An 18,559-nucleotide genomic window follows, 5' to 3' on the forward strand; every position below is an offset into this window, starting at 1 on the left:
AATGAAGCAATTATTAATGATGGTTATGGCCATCTTTCTCCTGGCTAGTTGTCAGGAAACACCTAAAGGCTATGTGATAAACGGAGTCGTGGAGAATATACCGGATGGCGAAATCTATCTGAAATCATTCCGTAATAAAATGTTCTTCGATGTGGATACTGCCGAGATCAAGAACGGTAAGTTTACATTCAAAGGTGAAGTCGACCAGCCACTTCTGTATGGTCTGGCAACCGAGAATATGAATTATCCGGTACAGTTCTTTGTAGAGAATACCAATATGGATGTAACGATCGGGAATGACGGCGAGACAATTATCGTACAGAACTCTCCGGTGAATGCCATCTTCCAGGAAAACCAGAGTAAGGTTTTTGAAGAAGGTTTCGATATCGACAGCCTGATCAGCAAATACCCGGACTCTCCGGCAGCAGCTTTCTATCTGTATCGTTACTTCACCTATCAGTTGCCATTGGATCAGTTGAAAGCGACTCGTGCAAAGATCTCTCCGGCATTGGCTGATTGTCCTTATGTAATAGACCTGGACGGTATCATCAAACAACTGGAAAACGTACAAATCGGCAAGACGGCTCCCGAGTTCTCTTTGCCGGATACTGCCGGTGTTGCAGTTTCCCTGGCTGATTTCCGTGGTAAATATGTTTTACTGGACTTTTGGGCTTCCTGGTGTCCTCCTTGCCGTCGCGAAAATCCGAATGTCGTGAAAGCATTCCAGGATTATAAAGATAAGAACTTTACTATTCTGGGTATTTCTCTGGATAATAATAAAGATAAATGGTTGAAGGCAATCGCCGACGACAACCTGACCTGGACACATGTTTCCGACCTGAAGTATTGGGACTCAGAAATCCCCGCTTTATATGGCGTTCGTGGTATCCCATCCAATGTGTTGCTCGATCCCGACGGTGTGATTATAGCAAAGAATATTACCGGCGAAGAGTTACATAATAAATTGAAAGAAGTAATCAAATAGGCATGAAGCGAAATCTGCTTATATCCTTTTTTAATACAATTCTTCCTAATTGATTAAAACAAACGACTTTCTCCGGTTGTTCTAGTAGGGAAGCAAAATAGATTAAAAAAGGAGATGAAGATCGCAATTAGTGGTAATTCCGGTTTTATAGGACGGCACTTGACGGATTTCTTTTCTGACAGGGGAAACATTGTTGTCCCTTTGAAACATTCGATGTTTCGTCTCAAGACCGATGATAAATTGAAAGAAGCACTAACCGGATGTGATGTTGTAATCAATCTGGCCGGTACGACAATCAATCAACGTTGGACCAGTAAGGCTAAGCGTGAAATAAAGAACAGTCGTGTTTATACGACGCGGCGGTTGGTGTCGATCCTGAATGAGATGCCTGTTAAGCCTAAGTTATTTATTTCGGCTTCAGCAGTTGGTATTTATCCGGATAAAGGTATTTATTCGGAAACAAGTACGTCGGAAGGTACCGGTTTTCTGGCTGATGTCTGTATTCGATGGGAAGAGGAGGCGCAGAAGCTGTCGCGGGATATACGATTGGTCGTGGCCCGTTTGGGTGTAGTCTTGTCGAAGGACGGTGGGGCTCTGCCGAAGATGTTACTTCCGTTCCGCTTCTTTGTCGGTGGAAAGATCGCTTCCGGTAAACAGGGATTTTCGTGGATACATATAGAAGATGTATTAAATGCCATCCAGTTTATCATTGAACATGAGGATCTGTCAGGTGTCGTGAACCTGGTTTCTCCCCAACCGTTGACAAACCGGGCATTTACCCGTGCTACCGCTGACGTATTGCATCGTCCGGCGTGGCTGACTATCCCCGGAAAAGTGTTCCGCTATCTGTATGGGGAAGGAGAAGAACTTCTTACTAAAGGGCAGCAGGCTTATCCTGCCCGCCTGCTTTCTGCCGGCTATGTGTTCCGTTATTCGGATATACGGTTGGCTTTGTATAGTTTCCTGATGTGAAGTAGATAGTTTACGCATTGATAATAAATAAAAAAGCGATCCCTGGTTAACAGAGATCGCTTTTTTCACATAACAGTGTCTATTTATTTGTAACTATATCCAGCTTTCTTTTGTGCACTGTTGGCATTTTCTGCCGGAATCAAAGTGAACCCCCACTTATATTCCTGGTTTGCAGGTAATGTGTATTGAGGTTCGGGACGGGAATACCAGCTATCGTAACCGGCCAATCCCTCTTGTTTCAGGTCGACACATACCTCTACGAAATTACGTGGGGTGATATCGTTGATGTGTGTCTGGCGAGGTTTGTCGTACGGGCCGATATTCGGACGGTTGTTAATTTCTTCCTGCGTGAAGTTGTTCCATTGATACGGACGGTTGGTTGTCTTACCGGCATCAAAGTCTTCAACGGAGTTGCGCATTGCATTGAATTCCATTTCGTCGTCGGCTACGATCAACAGGTTTTTACCCTTACCCCCCAGTGTCATCCAACGGGTATCGCAATGGTGACCGTTTTCCTGCGGACGAACATAAGGGAAGTATTGATCTTCTGCTGTGCTCTTGTATTGTCCGATCATGTAACCGGCTTTACGATCCCAATAGTTTTCTAACGGACCGCGTCCGAAGTATTCCAGTTGGTTCATAGTGACCGGCAGGCGGAAACGTACACCGATACGGGGAACAACCATTTTATCACGTTCGCTTACCTTATCACGTCCTGGCGAGAACGTTGCTGTGGCGGTTGCTTCGGAGATACCGATCTTTACGCCATCCAGATGAGCAGGAGTGAAGTGGGTAGCCACATTCATAACACCGTCAGGGTAGATCTTATAAGTGATCAGGAACTGGTTACCGGCCGGTAATTTATAATCGACGTTTACAATAGCATTGCCGTCGACTATTTCAGCGGAGGCATTCGTTACATTGAAGTTACGGCTTGACAATTCCCATATTTCCAAACGTTTCGGGTCGCCGCTACCATAATCGTTATCGTTGGGTGCACGCCAGAAGTTCGGTTGGATACCGAAACCTTCGTTGAAGTATTCTGTTCCGCCCACTTTATAAGAAGTAACAACTCCCGCTTTCTTATCGAATACGAAGTTAACCCTGGAAGATGTAACTTTCACATTGTCTCCTTCTTCTGATACCGTAAGTTTAGGGCCACCGGCCTTATAAGCAACTTTATCTGCTTCGATCGGCAAACGGAACTGGTCCTGTGCGATATCGTAACCGGCAGGAACCAGACCTTCCTGTTTGGTTGATGTAACGACGAAGTTAACCAGATAATCCGTGCCAGCCTGTGGTTTCAGATCGGCTACGGGAATAGTTATCTCTTGTGAAGTCTGCGGAGCAAGATCAAGTGACACTTTATTGCTCTTGATTACTTTATTGTTCGCTTTCACTGTATAGGTAATCATATAATCCTTCAGATTAGTGAAGTAAAAGCGGTTAGTAATCTTGAATACACCATTGGCTGCATTTACAGCTTCGAAACCTATATTCTGGTGAGTAAACTTCACCTCTGCCATTGCCGGGTGTGGAGTACGATCCGGATTAACAAGACCGTTGCAAAGGAAGTTACCGTCGCTAGGCATGTCTACACCAAAGTCGCCACCATAAGCATAATAGTCTTTTCCGTTCTCGTCTTTAACAAGCAAACCCTGGTCTACCCAGTCCCAGATCCATCCGCCTTGCAGGTTCGGATATTTATAGATAGCTTGCCATTGTCCCCAAAGGTTACCCGTAGAGTTGCCCATAGCATGTGCATATTCGGAAGGAGCTACCGGACGGTCGCTACCTTCTTTTCCTATTTCTTCCAGCCATCCGGCACTCGGATATTGTGGTACATACATATCTGTATTCCATTCCCACAAAGCACGTTCGTAGTTTACGGGGCGGTTCATCAGTTCTTTATCTTTATTCTTAACATACAGGTAAGTCTGGTAGAAGTTGTAACCGTTTCCGGCTTCGTTACCCAGCGACCAGATAGTTACCGACGGATAGTTCTTGTTTCGTTCGTACATATTCATTGTACGGTCCATGTGCGGTAACAACCATTCCGGGTTATTACCCAGTGAGCCGCCTTTGCTCAGGCTATAATACATACCATGTGACTCCACATTCGCTTCATCATACACATATAAACCATATTCATCACAAAGTTCATAGAACTTACGGTCTTGCGGGTAGTGGCATAAGCGAACTGAGTTGATATTATGCTTTTTCATGATCTCGAAGTCCTTACGCATCAGTTCTTCCGTTACATAATGTCCGGTCAGTGGATTATGTTCGTGGATGTTTACGCCTTTGAACTTGATCGGTTGTCCGTTGAATAACAGGACAGTGTAAGGCTTACCGTTGCCGGCTATCTGATCGATCGGCTTGATTTCGATACGGCGGAAACCAACGTTATAAGGAATAACTTCCGTTACTTTACCGTCTTCTTTTACTGTCATCAACAGTTTGTAAAGGTTCGGATGTTCGGCACTCCAAGTTGCGATGTCATTCAGGTCTTTTGCGAAAGAGACTGTTTTGATATCGTTGGCACCTACCCATAGCTTATTATCGGCTGTTGCAATAGATTGGCCTTTTGCATCCAGTAATTCGTAAGATACGGTAATGTCTTTTGCCTCTTTGGTGTGGTTCTTAATGTCCACAGCCAGCTTGAAAATACCGTTTTTATATGTATCGTCCAGTGTGGAGATCACGCGGAAGTCATTAACTGCCACCTTCGGTTGCGACCACAGGAATACATCGCGTTCAATACCGCTGATACGCCAGAAGTCCTGGCATTCCAGATAAGAGCCGGTACTCCATCTGAATATCTTCAGTGTGAGTACGTTTTTACCCGGTTGCAGATATTTATTGACCAGGAATTCTGCAGGGTTTTTAGAATCTTCGCTGTAACCGACTTCCTGGCCGTTCACATATACGTAAAGACCTGATTTGGCTCCGGCGATATGGAGATATACATCGCGTCCGTCCCAGCCCGCCGGCACTTCGAAGTCGCGGCGGTAAACACCTACCGGGGTCGTTTCCGGCAATAGCGGAGGTTGCGGATTACGTGGCTTGAACTCATAACCGTGGTTTGTGTAGATAGCTGTGCCATGTCCCTGTACTTCCCAGTTGCCCGGTACAGTAATATCGTCCCATGATGCGGTGCTGGCAGAAGGATCTGTGATATTAGTGGGAAGGTCTTTATAAGAGTCTACATAGAAGAACTTCCATGTACCGTTCAATAATGAATAATACGGGCTTTTTTCAAAGCGGGAAGTGAGAGCTGTCGAACGGTCACCATATGTCATAAATGAGGTGCGTGGATGCTCTTTGTTTACGGCAACGACTTGAACGTCTTGCCAATAGGGCTTCGTGGTCTGGGGGGTAGTCGTACCGTCAGCCAGTACAGACCCCAATAAGAAGCAACTGAATGCTCCTGAGAGCACGGCTTTTTTGATAGAGTGTTTCATCTGTATTTATTTAGATTGGTATAGCTTAATAAAAGGGTATAACAAAAGTCCGTATGATAGCACGTATACTTTTGGTACACCCTTATGAATTTAGATACAACTTATTTTGCTGCGTAGAAAGAATATCCTTCAGCCACCTGGCGGAATGCCAGAACACCGGCCTGATTCAGCTCAACGTTCATTTCCTTACCGTCGGGCAGGTACATAACGACTTCGTCATTGTCTTTGAACTTCAGTAATTTGGTTGTTTCGCCATCTGCTTCAACGCTCCAGCTCTTGTCTGTTTCATCGAATACCAGGTCAATTGCTTTTTCTTCACCTTCCTTCTGGATATGGTATCCGTCAGTTTTCGTTTCAACAGTGTAAACGCCCTCTTTACCTTCTATTGTTTTAACAGTACCTGCATCTGCAACAGGGTTGTTTCCACTCCAGAATTCGATGGAGTTAAGAACCAATACGTCGGCAAGCGCAGATATTTCGTAAACGGGAACAATCCAGAAAGCAATAAATACTAATTCGTTTACAAACTTACTGTCGATATTTCTATTCCAGTCCAAAAGCTTGTTTGTTAAACCGAACGATCCGATACAAGAGGAAAATAATACACTGCTGGCTAAAGTGGTCGCCACTAATAATGTTAATCCTTTTTTCTTCATGAATTATTGTAATTGATGTTAGTAGTTAATTGTGGGCGAAGATAGTAATTATTTCGGTATCCGCCAACCAGTTCATCCCTGTTTTCTACGGGTTTGGTAATCAGTTCCGGAAGGTTGAATGTCTTCGTGAAATCGAGGTAGAAATCAGGGTCTTCCTGGGGGAGAATGAAGGGTTTTCCGGCTGTGCCTGTCTGGCAGTTAAAGCTTGCTATATAAGGGTGTGCCCATAATCCGTCCAACCGTTTACTGCTGAAAACAAACCATTCTCCGGTGGATGACCAGGTGTGAAAACTTTCCACATTGTTACTGTTTACTTCCTCCATATTACGTATATTGTTTGTCGCTAGGTTGAGTAGATATAATTCACTTTCCGGATGCCAGATAGAGAAGTTCCCATAGTCGGAACAGGTAAACATCAGGAACTTTCCGTCTGGAGAAATACGAGGGAAAGAGATGCTTTTACCCGTTTCGGACGCATTGAATACACACTCGGGAGTACCGAAACTCTCATCTTCTACATGAAAAGGAATCCGGTACAGGTCGTAACGGATACTATCGAGCGGAGTTTTTTTGTCTATTGCTTTACTCCGGCAATAATACAACATATCTCCGGCAGGGTTCCAGGTCGGAAAGGTCTCCATCCACTTTTCTCCGTAGATGGCGCTATCCGTTATAAGTGAATTTGTTTCCGTATCCAGTATGACCAGATCCGACTCTGAATCGGATACTTCTACTGCTTTAGGACCGGTAGAGTGAAAGTACTGTTGAATTTCGTTGACGGAAAAGGCCAGGTATCTGCCTCCCGGATGCCAGGAAGCATAGGCTCCGGAGTTACCCATTCCCGGTGCTTTGACTTCCGTCCTGTTTATCGTTCCTTTCCGATAAATCAAGGTGCCTCCCAGCTCTCCACGTATATGTATCATCATTGTCTCCGGAGAGTTCCGGCAGAAGGTATGGCAGTTCAGGCAACCTTTCTCTATGGATTGGTTTTCGATGAGGGGAGTTTCCTCGTAGGAGGTCAGGTCGCGCTGATAAATACCCATTTGGTTCCACAGTTCGTAGCCCGGATAGAGTAAGCGGTAGACGAGATAAGGGTCTATGGCTGAATGTGCAATTACATTGGTTATATCAGGATATTGAGTCCATTTACCGTTTTGGAGGATACATATCCGGATATAAAACGTATTGCCGGCTATTTGTTCAGTCAGTTCTTTCCATCTGTCGGGAGGGATAATTACGGATGACTGACTGTTCCGGAGTGTGATGTAAGCTTTGTCTTTGCTTCCTATTTCCGTGTAAAATTCTTCTCCGTCTTCCTGTATCCTGAAGTTGGGAGGAGCTATATTGGAAGGGAAGGTTACTCCGGTGTAATCGGGGAAGATGGAGACGGGTTTATCGGTCTGTACTTCAGGGGTTATGCGGGATTGAGTACAGCTGCATACTATGACTACTAGTAATAGGAGCAGTCTATTTGTCGATGATTTTGTTTCCATAAGGGCTGAGAAAGTTGAGGTAATACCAGTAGGTGTTGCCGAACTTGTTTTTTAGTTCTTGCATATCCTTTTTCTGATAAAGGAAATAATAAGTTTTAAATCTCTCTTCTGTGGCCGGGCTGATTTTGAAACCCAGTTTGTTGAAGGTTTCTTCATCTACTCCCAGGCGGTAGATGTAGAGTGCTTCCTCGTATATCCGGGGAAATTCCGGATAAGAGAAAGCCCATATTCTTTTCAGGTTTTCTGCAAAACGGATTAACTGGTTGCTGAGTAATAGATTGCTCATCAGATACTCGAATGCCATCCGGTTAGTAGAGTCTTTATCACATAAATAATTGAGCTCGGGGCCAATGTTCAGTATGTTGGCAAAACGTACTTTCTCTGTTTTATCGTAGGAGAGCGCTTTTAATCCGGGTAACTCTCCGGAAAAAAGATGTTTTTCTAATTCTTCTGCTTGTTTATGGTAGAAAAGAGAGTGTTTTAATTTTCGGATAAAACGCATGGCAACTTTCGGGCGGCGGTTGACGATGTTATAACGGATCAGGTTAGTTAGGTTCGGAGCTGTTTCGCCGAATACAACCATGGCTTCAAAGGCCCAGCGGTGCGCTTCGTTGATGTAACCGAGTTGCTCATATACATAATGTCCGTATTCCGTTTGGCGACTGTCACTTTTCCAGGGCAGGTATAACGATTGTACTCCCATTGTTTGTGGAAAGTCGAACAGGTTGTATGTCATTTTACCGGTATGGTAAAGGGCGAGGTTATTGAAATACATGATCAGTTGGTTCTTGCCCCGGTATCGTCGGCAACAGTCTGCAACCTGTTCCCATTGCCCGGATTTGAGATGCATTTCTGCTTCAATAATCAGCCGTTCACGCATGCTGTATGAAAAAATAAAAAAGTAGAATGTTCCTCCGGCATAAACCAGTAAACTTAGGATAATGATGGAGGTACGGTATTTCTTCTTTATTATATAGAGAGTCACAGATAAGGCTGAGAGTGCTGGAACAAGTATAATGACAAGTGTAATAACCGGATACATCCATCCGCATATAAGATACAGTATGGAAATCGCCGGAATAAGCAATATAAGCTTTAACCGGTTGGATGTAATGGAACTTATACCCAGAAAAAACAACTGGCAAACTATCAGGCCGACCAGATGAGTCACCGGAAAGTCGACAGACAGAAATTGGATCAGTAACCAGAGAGAAGGGAATAGGGAGAATAAAAACAGATCGTATTTTTTTGTTAGTCTATGGCAAATCGTGACGTTCAAAAGATAAGGGAGAGCGAGTAGTAATGCGAACCAGGCTTTTCCGATATGAGGCAGGTAAAAGAATTGTATACAGAAATCGGTCAGGTAATCGAGCGGTTGTCCCGGCGTGGAAAGATGGCTATTCAAATAGGTTTGGGTGAAAAGGAATAAATGGTGTTGTTCATGATAGTAAGGTATATAAAACATCGGTCCTTCCAATAAAAGGAAACAGATGAGAAAAAGTACACAGCAAATAATATATTGGATATATTTCATTTGTACAATCGGTTATTTAATCGAAGAAAAGAGGAGGGATGTTAAATATTCCCTCCTCTGACATATGTATTATAGATCTAAATAAACAAGATTACTTCGTAGGGTAACCCGGATTTTGTCCTAAGGCAGGGTTCAGATCGAGTTCAGCCTGTGGAACCGGGAACAAATAGTTATGATCTTCATATTTGCTGCCTGTCAGCTTGATGTTTTCTCCCTGATACAGGATACATACTTTTCCTTCATCTTTCGGGTCCGCATTAGCAGGGTCGTCTACCATTTTGTATTTCATCCCCAGGAACGGAGCATTCAAAACCTCTTTGGCAATACCCCAGCGACGGATATCCCATTTACGCTTGCTGCCTTCCAGTGCGAACTCTACGCGCCACTCGTTACGGATACGCTGACGAAGGGCATCCTGGGTTCCGCAATAAGTGGGCTTGCTCGCATCAGAGTTTTGCAGATCCGGCATACCTACGCGGCGGCGTACCTGGTTAACGGCATCGAAAGCGGAAGCGTCCAGTCCTGTAATTTCGTTTTTCGCTTCAGCATAAGTAAGCAATACTTCTGCATAACGGATTACATGCCAGTCTTTACCCATGTTCCATCCATCCGATTGTGGGTCGATACTCGGGTCGAGCCATTTCTGTTGATAATATCCGGTAGCTGTTGCGTCATTATGTTGAGCTACACCTGTACTACCGCTCGATTTCAATGGAGCGGTCTTTACTGTTACATTATACATGGTTTCTCCGTCATGCAATACGCAAACTTCCAGACGCGGGTCGCGATGTTCGAACGGATTCGTTTCGTCATATAAAGAAGATTCGGAAATCGGAGCGCCATCGATACATTCGAATGCATCCACCAGGCTCTGTGTCGGGTTAATACCGCCCCATCCCAATGTAGGGAATGCTTCCCAACCAATGATATAACATTCGTCATCTTTTTTACCAGCTATGTTCTGTCTTACCAGGATTGCTTCCTTGCAAGCTTCCTGTTCTTCCCAGAATAATTTGGCATATTGTCCGGTATTTGCTGCATCAAACAGTTCATATTCGCCGGAATCCATCACTGCTTTAGCTGCATCGGCGGCTGAGTCGTAATGCTTGAAATAAAGAGCTGCACGTGCTTTCATTGCATTGGCAGCCCCTTTGGTTGCACGTCCGTAGTCGCCGCTACCCCATTGTGCCGGAAGATGGGCGATAGCATAATCGAAGTCTTCCATTATTTTGGCGTATACTTCTTCTGCGGGAGTACGTGTTATACTGCCCATATCGTGCAGGTCGAGCGTGCCTTCTACATACGGTACATCTCCAAACGTCTGTATCAAACCAAAATAGATATATCCGCGCATAAAGCGGGCTTCTCCTATGGTAGCCTCTTTATCCGCCTGATCATAATCGGGTATCAGGTCGATCTTTTCCAGTAGGACATTACATGAGCGTATTGCTTTATACTCGTCTGTCCACCCCATATCTCCCGGATCGTAAATGCCTTTTGAAACATTACCTGCGGCCCATTTGATACCGTGTACGGCATTGTCAGAATCGATATCGCCATCGATGTCACCGGTCCATTTTCCTGGTAGGATTTGTCTGTACACATCGGCAACAAACATTTTGGCATCATTCGGCGTTTTCCAATAGCTGCCGTCAGATAGTTCATCCTGCGGTATTCTATCCAGAAAATCACTGCATGAAGTAAAACCCAGAAGGCTTACTGCTGAAATAGCTATATAAATAAAACTCTTTTTCATATTTCTGATTGATAAACTGTTATTTAAAATCCAACTTTAAGACCTAATGAAATCTTTCTTACATTTGAGTAAAGACCACCGCGGGAATTACTTGGTGCAGATTCAGGGTCGAGGGTATCCATTCCGGTAATCGTAAACAGGTTTTCGCCGGTGATAAATACTTTTACACGTGTCAGGTTGATTTTACTCAGCAATGCCTTCGGTACATTGTAACCGAGTGTCAGGTTTTTCAGACGAACATAAGAAGCATCTTCCAGCCAGTATGAAGAGAACTGGTAGTTGATCTGGTCGGACATCGTAATACGCGGGTAAGAAGCATTGTGGTTGGTCGGAGTCCAACGATCCAGATGGCGTTCCAATACTTTACCACCGTTGAAGAATGCATAAGCCGCTTCACCATTCACATAAGCATCCACATCGAATGCACCTTGGAAGAATACCGACAGGTCGAAATCTTTGTAATATAAATTGACACCTAAGCCGGCTGTCCAGCTCGGAAACTCTTTACCGATAACAGTACGGTCGTTAGCCAGGTCGATCTTTCCGTCACCATTCAGGTCTTTGTATTTGATATCACCCAGTTGTTCTGTTCCGGTACGTTTCGGAAGGCTCTTTAATTCCTCTTCCGTATTGAAATAACCGTCGGCTACATATCCGTAGTAAGAACCGATAGGATGACCTTCCAGGTACCAGAAGTTATCTCTTCCGTCACCCGGATCCTTACCTTCTGTACCTTTTAAGTCTGTCAGTTCGTTATGTACATACGCCAGATTGAACATGATATCATATTTGAAATCTTTATTTATCACATTATTATGGAAGATACTCAGGTCGAAACCTTTATTCTCCACCTTTCCTGCGTTCTGACGTGGTGCGTCCATACCGAAGATACCCTGCACGGGCAGGTATAGCAACATGTCGTTAGTAGTCTTCTTGTAAGCAGCCAGTTCAAAACCTAGTCTGTTGTTCAGGAATGAAGCTTCGACAGCACCTTCCCAGCTGGTAACGGTTGCCCATTTCAGGTTTTTGTTTGCGTAGCGGCTTTCATAAGTTGTAGCATACAGATTATTGCCTAATATGTATTCCTGATATGCATACGAAGGTATAGTCAGATATACTTCTTCATCTTTAAGTTCTTCGTTACCGGTCTGTCCCCAACCGAGGCGTAACTTCAGGTTGCTCAACCAGCTGATATCTGCATTCTTCATAAACTCTTCTTCTGTGATTCTCCAACCGGCAGAGAAAGCTGGGAAGGCACCCCAGCGATTGTCGGAAGCAAAACGGGAAGAACCGTCAATACGAACGTTGGCTTCAAATAGATATTTGTCGGCAAAGCCGTACTGGGCACGGGCAAAGTATGAACGATGAGCTACTTCGTATCTTTCTTCCTTGTTCGTTTGTGTAGAGGCATCTAGTGTACTTAATGATTCCTGCAATTCATTATTGCCACCTCCTTTACGTTCGGCTTCCAGTCTTTTATAAGTATGTTCGATTTGTTCGAAACCTCCCAATAAACCTAAGTCGTGTTTGCCCCAGGTTTCGTTATAGTTTATTAATACCTGCGTAGTGTACCAGTTCCACCAAGTCTGTTTTTCGTAAGCCTCGCGGAGACCTGTTGTTGCTTCGTTTTTAAGACCGTAATTTACCTGAGCCTTAAATCCTTCTTCACTTCTTTCATCATTACGAACAGAGAATAAGGCTTTAGCGGTCAGATTCGGTAGGACATTTACCTGAGCATACACAGTTCCGTTTACCTGTTGGTTCATGTCTCTTCTAAAACCGTCGCGTCCCAATAATGCAACCGGGTTATCTTTACCGTGGTACAGGAAAGTCCCTTCTTCATTGCGTATGCCTTCTATCGGAGTGGCGCGGTTTGTAAACTGGGTCATACCGGAAACACGATTCCAGCTATCCATCAAAGTACCTCTGTAACCGGATAAATTCAAACCGGCAGAGAACCATTTATTGATTTGTGAGTCGATGCTGGTACGTGCGTTGAAACGTTTGTAGTTGTTTGCATCGATCATACCATTTTGCTGGGTGTAACCGATTGACGCACTATAACTTGTTTTTTCCGAACCACCACTGATTCCAAGGTGATGCATCGTTTCGATGGCATTCTTATTCATTGTCTCTTTATACCAGTCAGTGTTCGGATGTCCGTAAGGATCCGATCCGTTACGATACAATTCGATGTCTTGTTCTGTGAAACGAAGCGGGTTGTTCGGGTTGTCGTTTAATGTAGCTTCATTATATAACATGGCAAAATCGGCAGATCCCAGAAACTTCGGACGCATAGTAGGTGTAGACCAACCTACGCTACCGGAATAGTTGACACTGGCTTTTTCTCCTTTTTTACCTTTCTTGGTCGTGATCAGGATAACACCGTTAGCAGCCTGCACACCATAGATGGCAGCTGAAGAGGCATCTTTCAAAACATTCAGGCTTTCGATGTCGGATGGGTCGATCGTGTTCATACTACCCGGTACACCGTCTACGATAACCAGCGGACTAGCTGCATTTACAGAGTTTTTGCCACGAATAGTAATGCTACCTGTCTGTTCACCAGGCTTTCCGGTGCTTTGGATGGCAGTAACACCCGGCATTTGTCCGGCCAGGGCTGCTGACACACTCGATACTGGGCGGGATTCTATGGCTTCTGCTTTTACAGTAGCAACCGAACCAGTCAGGTTGGCTTTTTTCTGGACACCGTAACCAACAACTATGACTTCATCGAGAGCCTGTGAATCTTCTGTTAGTGTGATTTTTCCTTTGGCTGCTTCAGAGGCTTTAATCTCTACGGTTTTAAACCCAATACTACTGATTACCAAGATGTCATTAGGATTGGCCTCCAGTGTGAATTTTCCATCCAGATCGGTCACTGTGCCGTTGGTTGTTCCTTTAATGACCACATTCGCTCCGATTAGTGGCTCGTTCATTCCACCGTCGAAAACGATTCCGCTTATGGCTTTTTTCTGTTGGGTAATAGATACTTCTGCTGTAGTGGCATACAGGGAAGATGTGGTTACTGAAACAGGAAAAGCAAGTGCGATTAAAAGCAAAGAGAATTGATTTTGCTTTAAAATAGACCTGTAATTCATGTGCTTTTTGATTGATAATTAATACTAGTGTTGTTGTTAACATAGTCCTAGCAGAACTCAGGCTTAATCATAATTAGTAATCGTCAGTACCTTAATGCGTTAATTGGGATTGGTTAAGAATACAAGAAAATGAATTAACTTTATCAAGTAATTAATAATTAACAAATGTAGCTGTACGGGTTGTGTTTAGTTATGTATTTTAATATATTTATGCATTGATAATAAAAAATATACTATATTTGCAGTGTCGTTTTTAAATAGTTCTGCTAGAACGATGTTATCCCTGCTTTCTCCCTCCTTTAATAAATTCTTCAATTTATTTCTACCCTATAGATTACTTTGGTGAAAATGGATAAATTATCATTTTGTTTTCTTAGATTTGTCGGATATAATATAATCCAATTGTATATGCGATGTGAATCTTACCGAATATTGATATCGTTTTGTTTGTTGTTTTGGGGATTGTTTATTTCTGCCCAGATGCCCGTCCGGTTAAATGAACGTCCAATTAGCCTGAGTACTTCATCGGGAAAGATCAATGGAAAGATGATAATTCCGGGAACGGCAACTTTTCCGTTGGTTTTGATTATTGCAGGTTCAGGACCAACCGATATGGATGGTAATTCGGCTGTGGCTGGTATGAAGAATAATTCGTTGAAATACCTGGCTGAAGAGTTGGGTAGGAGAGGTATTGGCTCCCTGCGTTTTGATAAACGAGGTATTGCATCCAGCGCAGGTGCCGGGAAAGATGAGTATTCCATGCGTTTTGAAGACGGTATAAAAGATGTACGCGAATGGATTGATCTTTTATCCCGCGATCGTCGTTTGAATGGTATCTATATAGCCGGTCATAGTGAGGGAGCGCTCGTAGGGATGCTTGCCAGTCAGGATAATCCGAAGGTGAAAGGATATATTTCGCTGGCAGGAGCGGGGCGGCCTATGTCGGATCTGCTGGAAGAGCAGATGGCTGGGCAACCTGAAGTGATACGGAAAATGGTGATATCTATCAACGACTCCCTGAAAGCAGGTAAGCTGGTTCCGAGTGTGCCGCTGGGATTGCAGGCTTTATTTCGTTCTTCTGTTCAGCCATATCTGATCTCTTGCTATAAATACGATCCGCAGAAAGAGATAAAGAAACTGACTGTTCCTGTCCTGTTGTTACAGGGAAAAACAGATATACAGGTCTCTGTAAAAGATGCAGAATTATTAAAACAAGCATTACCTTCTGCCGAAATGAATTTGATAGATGGTATGAACCATGTATTAAAGGATTGTGCAACGACAGACCGTCAGGCTCAGATGGCTGTTTACAACGATCCTGACCTTCCTGTCAATGAGAACTTGCTCTTATTCATTGAAAAGTTTGTGAAGAAGCCCTGAACAATTGTATCTTTGTACCTGTAAATAGAAATAAATATGATTTCAGTTGAAGGACTAACAGTTGAATTTGGTGGTTTTACGCTTTTTGATGACGTATCGTTTGTAGTAAATAAGAAAGATCGTATCGCACTGGTCGGAAAGAACGGTGCAGGAAAATCTACGATGTTGAAGATATTTGCAGGTTTGCAATCTCCGACATCCGGTACGGTCAGTGTACCTAAAGAGACAACGATCGGCTATTTACCACAGCAGATGCAGCTGACGGATGCACATACCGTCAGGGAAGAAGCCGAGTTGGCTTTCGGACATATCCGGGAAATGGAAAAGCAGATCGAACGTCTGAACCTGGAACTGGCTGAACGTACCGATTATGAAACGGAATCTTACCAGAAACTGATAGATAAAGTGACACATCTTTCCGAACATTTTCAGATGATGGGAGGAAACAATTATCATGCGGAACTGGAACGTACGTTAATCGGACTAGGATTCAAACGTACTGACTTCGACCGTTCGACATCTGAATTCAGCGGTGGCTGGCGTATGCGTATCGAGTTGGCAAAGTTGTTGCTTCGCCGGCCGGATGTGTTATTGCTCGATGAGCCTACTAACCACCTGGATATTGAATCAATCCAATGGTTGGAGAACTTTATTGCTACCCGTGCCAATGCGGTGATTCTGGTTTCTCACGACCGTGCTTTTATCGATAATACGACTTTCCGGACGATTGAAATCGAACTGGGAAGTATATATGATTATAAAGTCAAATATTCCGAATACGTGGAGCTCCGTAAGGAACGCCGCGAACAACAACTTCGTGCTTTCGAGAACCAGCAGAAGAAACTGGCCGATACGGAGGCATTCATCGAACGGTTCCGCTATAAAGCTACCAAGTCTGTGCAGGTACAATCACGTATCAAACAGTTGGAAAAGGTAGAGCGCATCGAGGTGGACGAAGTGGATAGTGCTATGTTGAGCCTGAAGTTTCCTCCGGCTCCCCGCTCCGGCTCTTATCCGGTAATTATGGAGGATGTGGCAAAAAGTTATGGTGACCATCTGATCTTTCAAAATGTTACTCTAACGATCAATCGTGGTGATAAAGTGGCTTTTGTGGGGAAAAACGGGGAAGGTAAGTCAACCCTTGTTAAATGTATTATGGATCAGATAGATTACGAAGGTAAACTTCAACTGGGACATAATGTGAAAATCGGTTACTTTGCACAAAATCAGGCACAGTTGCTTGATGATAACCTCACTGTATTCGATACAATCGACTATGTGGCAGAGGGTGATATACGAACAAAAATACGTGATATACTAGGTGCTTTTATGTTTGGTGGTGAGGCCTCCGACAAAAAGGTGAAAGTTTTATCCGGTGGTGAGCGGAGTCGCTTGGCAATGATCCGGTTGCTGCTGGAGCCTGTAAACCTGTTGATTCTCGATGAGCCTACGAACCATTTGGATATGCGTTCGAAAGATGTATTGAAAGATGCTTTGCGTGAGTTCGACGGAACGGTGATCGTGGTTTCTCACGACCGTGAATTTCTGGATGGACTGGTAGATAAAGTTTATGAATTCGGTAATCAGCGTGTGATTGAACATCTGGGCGGTATTTATGAATTCCTGGAAAGGAAAAAGATGGATAGTCTGCGCGAACTGGAGCGTACTGTTCAGTCTGCATCTTCTTCAGGTGAAACGGAAGATCAGTCTACTCAGAATAAATTATCGTATGAAGCTCGTAAAGAACAAAGCAAGGCGATTAAAAAAGTAGAAAAGTCAGTGGCTGAAACTGAGAAGAAAATAACAGGACTTGAAACTTCAATAGCAGAAATCGAAGCCAAACTGGCTACACCGGAAGGTGCTTCCGATACCTCTTTATACAGCGATTACTCTTCTTTGAAAAAAGAACTGTCAGATACCATGGATACATGGACAGAACTGACCATAGAGTTGGAAGAATTAAACGAAAAAGCATCCCGGTAATCCGGAGATAAATAACAAACGCCTAATTTATTATAGACAAATATTATGTTAACTCAAATTATTAATGGTTGTATCCTGACACCACAGGGCTGGATGAAAGATGGTTCTGTATTGATCAGTGATAATAAGATCCTGGAAGTGACGAACTGTGACCTGGCCATAGTCGGTGCGAATTTAATTGACGCCAAGGGAATGTATATCGTTCCGGGCGGTGTGGAAATCCATGTTCATGGCGGTGGTGGACGTGACTTTATGGAAGGAACGGAAGAGGCATTCCGGGCTGCAGTCGCCACTCACATGCAACACGGTACTACAAGTATTTTCCCCACATTATCTTCTTCGACAATCCCGATGATTCGTGAAGCGGCAGCTACTACGGAAAAATTGATGGCGGAAAAAGATAGTCCTGTTCTGGGGTTACATTTGGAAGGTCATTATTTCAATATGAAAATGGCCGGCGGTCAGCTTCCGGAAAATATCAAGAACCCTGATCCGGAAGAATATATTCCGTTGTTGGAAGAAACCAACTGTATCAAACGTTGGGATGCAGCTCCGGAATTGCCTGGTGCTATGCAGTTTGGTAAATATATTACATCTAAAGGTGTATTGGCATCTGTCGGTCATACACAGGCCGAATACGAAGATATCCAGACTGCTTATGAGGCTGGTTATACTCATGCTACACATTTCTACAATGCAATGCCCGGTTTTCACAAACGGCGTGAATACAAATATGAAGGTACGGTTGAAAGTATCTATTTGATAGATGATATGACTGTTGAGGTTGTAGCCGACGGTATCCATGTTCCTCCTACAATTCTTCGTCTGGTATATAAGGTGAAGGGTGTAGAACGTACATGTTTGATCACTGATGCATTGGCTTGTGCCGCCAGTGACAGTCAGGTAGCTTTCGATCCTCGTGTGATTATCGAAGACGGAGTGTGTAAGTTGGCCGACCGTTCTGCTTTAGCTGGTAGTGTCGCTACCATGGACCGCCTGATCCGTACTGTTGTGCAGAAGGCTGAAATACCTCTGGAAGATGCTGTTCGTATGGCTTCTGAAACACCGGCCCGTATAATGGGTGTTTACGATCGTAAGGGGTCTTTACAACGTGGCAAGGATGCAGATATTATGGTCTTGGACAAAGATCTCAATGTAAGAGCTGTCTGGGCTATGGGGAAATTGGTGGAAGGCACTAATAAATTGTTTTAACGGGTAGAACAGGAATAGAAATA

At 43.9% G+C, this 18,559-nt stretch carries 11 protein-coding genes; 5 read left to right on the plus strand and 6 right to left on the minus strand.

What is annotated here, in order from left to right:
* The first annotated feature begins 1 nt into the window (after window position 1).
* Together M1P97_RS08760 and M1P97_RS08765 are read left to right on the plus strand one after the other, a co-directional pair.
* Window positions 2-985 carry a TlpA disulfide reductase family protein gene (locus M1P97_RS08760; protein WP_195371980.1) on the plus strand — a complete coding sequence of 328 codons (984 nt, stop codon included), beginning with the start codon at window positions 2-4 and terminating at the stop codon, window positions 983-985.
* A gap of 114 nt (window positions 986-1,099) precedes the next feature.
* Window positions 1,100-1,957 carry a TIGR01777 family oxidoreductase gene (locus tag M1P97_RS08765; protein ID WP_195371981.1) on the plus strand — a complete coding sequence of 286 codons (858 nt, stop codon included), beginning with the start codon at window positions 1,100-1,102 and terminating at the stop codon, window positions 1,955-1,957.
* An 83-nt stretch (window positions 1,958-2,040) separates the two neighbouring features.
* Here the strand turns inward: M1P97_RS08765 and M1P97_RS08770 are convergent, their stop codons facing one another.
* The 6 genes from M1P97_RS08770 to M1P97_RS08795 all read right to left on the minus strand — a co-directional run bounded on the left by M1P97_RS08770 (window position 2,041) and on the right by M1P97_RS08795 (window position 13,961).
* Window positions 2,041-5,421 (minus strand): glycoside hydrolase family 2 TIM barrel-domain containing protein, encoded by a 3,381-nt coding sequence (locus tag M1P97_RS08770; RefSeq protein WP_195371982.1) that lies wholly within the window; start codon window positions 5,419-5,421, stop codon window positions 2,041-2,043.
* A 101-nt stretch (window positions 5,422-5,522) separates the two neighbouring features.
* Window positions 5,523-6,077, minus strand: coding sequence for a DUF3332 domain-containing protein (locus M1P97_RS08775; protein WP_195371983.1), 555 nt, complete (start codon window positions 6,075-6,077; stop codon window positions 5,523-5,525).
* Window positions 6,074-7,570 carry a TolB family protein gene (locus M1P97_RS08780; RefSeq protein WP_249388836.1) on the minus strand — a complete coding sequence of 499 codons (1,497 nt, stop codon included), beginning with the start codon at window positions 7,568-7,570 and terminating at the stop codon, window positions 6,074-6,076. Before M1P97_RS08780 ends, M1P97_RS08775 begins: the two co-directional genes overlap by 4 nt.
* Entirely contained in the window at window positions 7,545-9,104 is a 1,560-nt protein-coding gene (locus M1P97_RS08785; protein ID WP_249388837.1) for a DUF6057 family protein, read from the minus strand. The genes M1P97_RS08780 and M1P97_RS08785 overlap by 26 nt, the downstream gene beginning before the upstream one ends.
* Before the next feature lie 91 nt (window positions 9,105-9,195).
* Window positions 9,196-10,860, minus strand: a complete 1,665-nt coding sequence (locus tag M1P97_RS08790) for a RagB/SusD family nutrient uptake outer membrane protein (RefSeq protein WP_249388838.1) — start codon at window positions 10,858-10,860, stop codon at window positions 9,196-9,198.
* Window positions 10,861-10,883: 23 nt separating this feature from the next.
* Window positions 10,884-13,961, minus strand: coding sequence for a SusC/RagA family TonB-linked outer membrane protein (locus tag M1P97_RS08795; RefSeq protein ID WP_195371987.1), 3,078 nt, complete (start codon window positions 13,959-13,961; stop codon window positions 10,884-10,886).
* A 408-nt stretch (window positions 13,962-14,369) separates the two neighbouring features.
* Here M1P97_RS08795 and M1P97_RS08800 point away from each other — a divergent pair, with 408 nt between their 5' ends.
* The 3 genes from M1P97_RS08800 to nagA are packed head-to-tail and all read left to right on the plus strand — an operon-like array spanning window position 14,370 to window position 18,536.
* Window positions 14,370-15,341, plus strand: coding sequence for an alpha/beta hydrolase (locus tag M1P97_RS08800; RefSeq protein WP_394803885.1), 972 nt, complete (start codon window positions 14,370-14,372; stop codon window positions 15,339-15,341).
* 36 nt (window positions 15,342-15,377) lie between these two features.
* Window positions 15,378-17,324 carry an ABC-F family ATP-binding cassette domain-containing protein gene (locus M1P97_RS08805; protein ID WP_249388839.1) on the plus strand — a complete coding sequence of 649 codons (1,947 nt, stop codon included), beginning with the start codon at window positions 15,378-15,380 and terminating at the stop codon, window positions 17,322-17,324.
* Window positions 17,325-17,369: 45 nt separating this feature from the next.
* On the plus strand, window positions 17,370-18,536 hold the full coding sequence (nagA, locus tag M1P97_RS08810) for an N-acetylglucosamine-6-phosphate deacetylase (RefSeq protein WP_249388840.1): 1,167 nt from the start codon (window positions 17,370-17,372) through the stop codon (window positions 18,534-18,536).
* Window positions 18,537-18,559: the final 23 nt, after the last annotated feature.

The sequence above is a fragment of the Parabacteroides leei genome (assembly GCF_023369805.1).
In the GTDB taxonomy this organism is placed as follows: Bacteria; Bacteroidota; Bacteroidia; order Bacteroidales; family Tannerellaceae; genus Parabacteroides; species Parabacteroides leei.

What these genes read in the sequence shown, in the direction of transcription:
- M1P97_RS08760 (WP_195371980.1), top strand. Translation starts at nt 2, where the DNA reads ATGAAGCAATTATTAATGATGGTTATGGCCATCTTTCTCCTGGCTAGT.
- M1P97_RS08790 (WP_249388838.1), bottom strand. Translation starts at nt 10,860, where the DNA reads ATGAAAAAGAGTTTTATTTATATAGCTATTTCAGCAGTAAGCCTTCTG.
- M1P97_RS08780 (WP_249388836.1), bottom strand. Translation starts at nt 7,570, where the DNA reads ATGGAAACAAAATCATCGACAAATAGACTGCTCCTATTACTAGTAGTC.
- M1P97_RS08770 (WP_195371982.1), bottom strand. Translation starts at nt 5,421, where the DNA reads ATGAAACACTCTATCAAAAAAGCCGTGCTCTCAGGAGCATTCAGTTGC.
- M1P97_RS08765 (WP_195371981.1), top strand. Translation starts at nt 1,100, where the DNA reads ATGAAGATCGCAATTAGTGGTAATTCCGGTTTTATAGGACGGCACTTG.
- nagA (WP_249388840.1), top strand. Translation starts at nt 17,370, where the DNA reads ATGTTAACTCAAATTATTAATGGTTGTATCCTGACACCACAGGGCTGG.
- M1P97_RS08800 (WP_394803885.1), top strand. Translation starts at nt 14,370, where the DNA reads ATGCGATGTGAATCTTACCGAATATTGATATCGTTTTGTTTGTTGTTT.
- M1P97_RS08795 (WP_195371987.1), bottom strand. Translation starts at nt 13,961, where the DNA reads ATGAATTACAGGTCTATTTTAAAGCAAAATCAATTCTCTTTGCTTTTA.
- M1P97_RS08785 (WP_249388837.1), bottom strand. Translation starts at nt 9,104, where the DNA reads ATGAAATATATCCAATATATTATTTGCTGTGTACTTTTTCTCATCTGT.
- M1P97_RS08805 (WP_249388839.1), top strand. Translation starts at nt 15,378, where the DNA reads ATGATTTCAGTTGAAGGACTAACAGTTGAATTTGGTGGTTTTACGCTT.
- M1P97_RS08775 (WP_195371983.1), bottom strand. Translation starts at nt 6,077, where the DNA reads ATGAAGAAAAAAGGATTAACATTATTAGTGGCGACCACTTTAGCCAGC.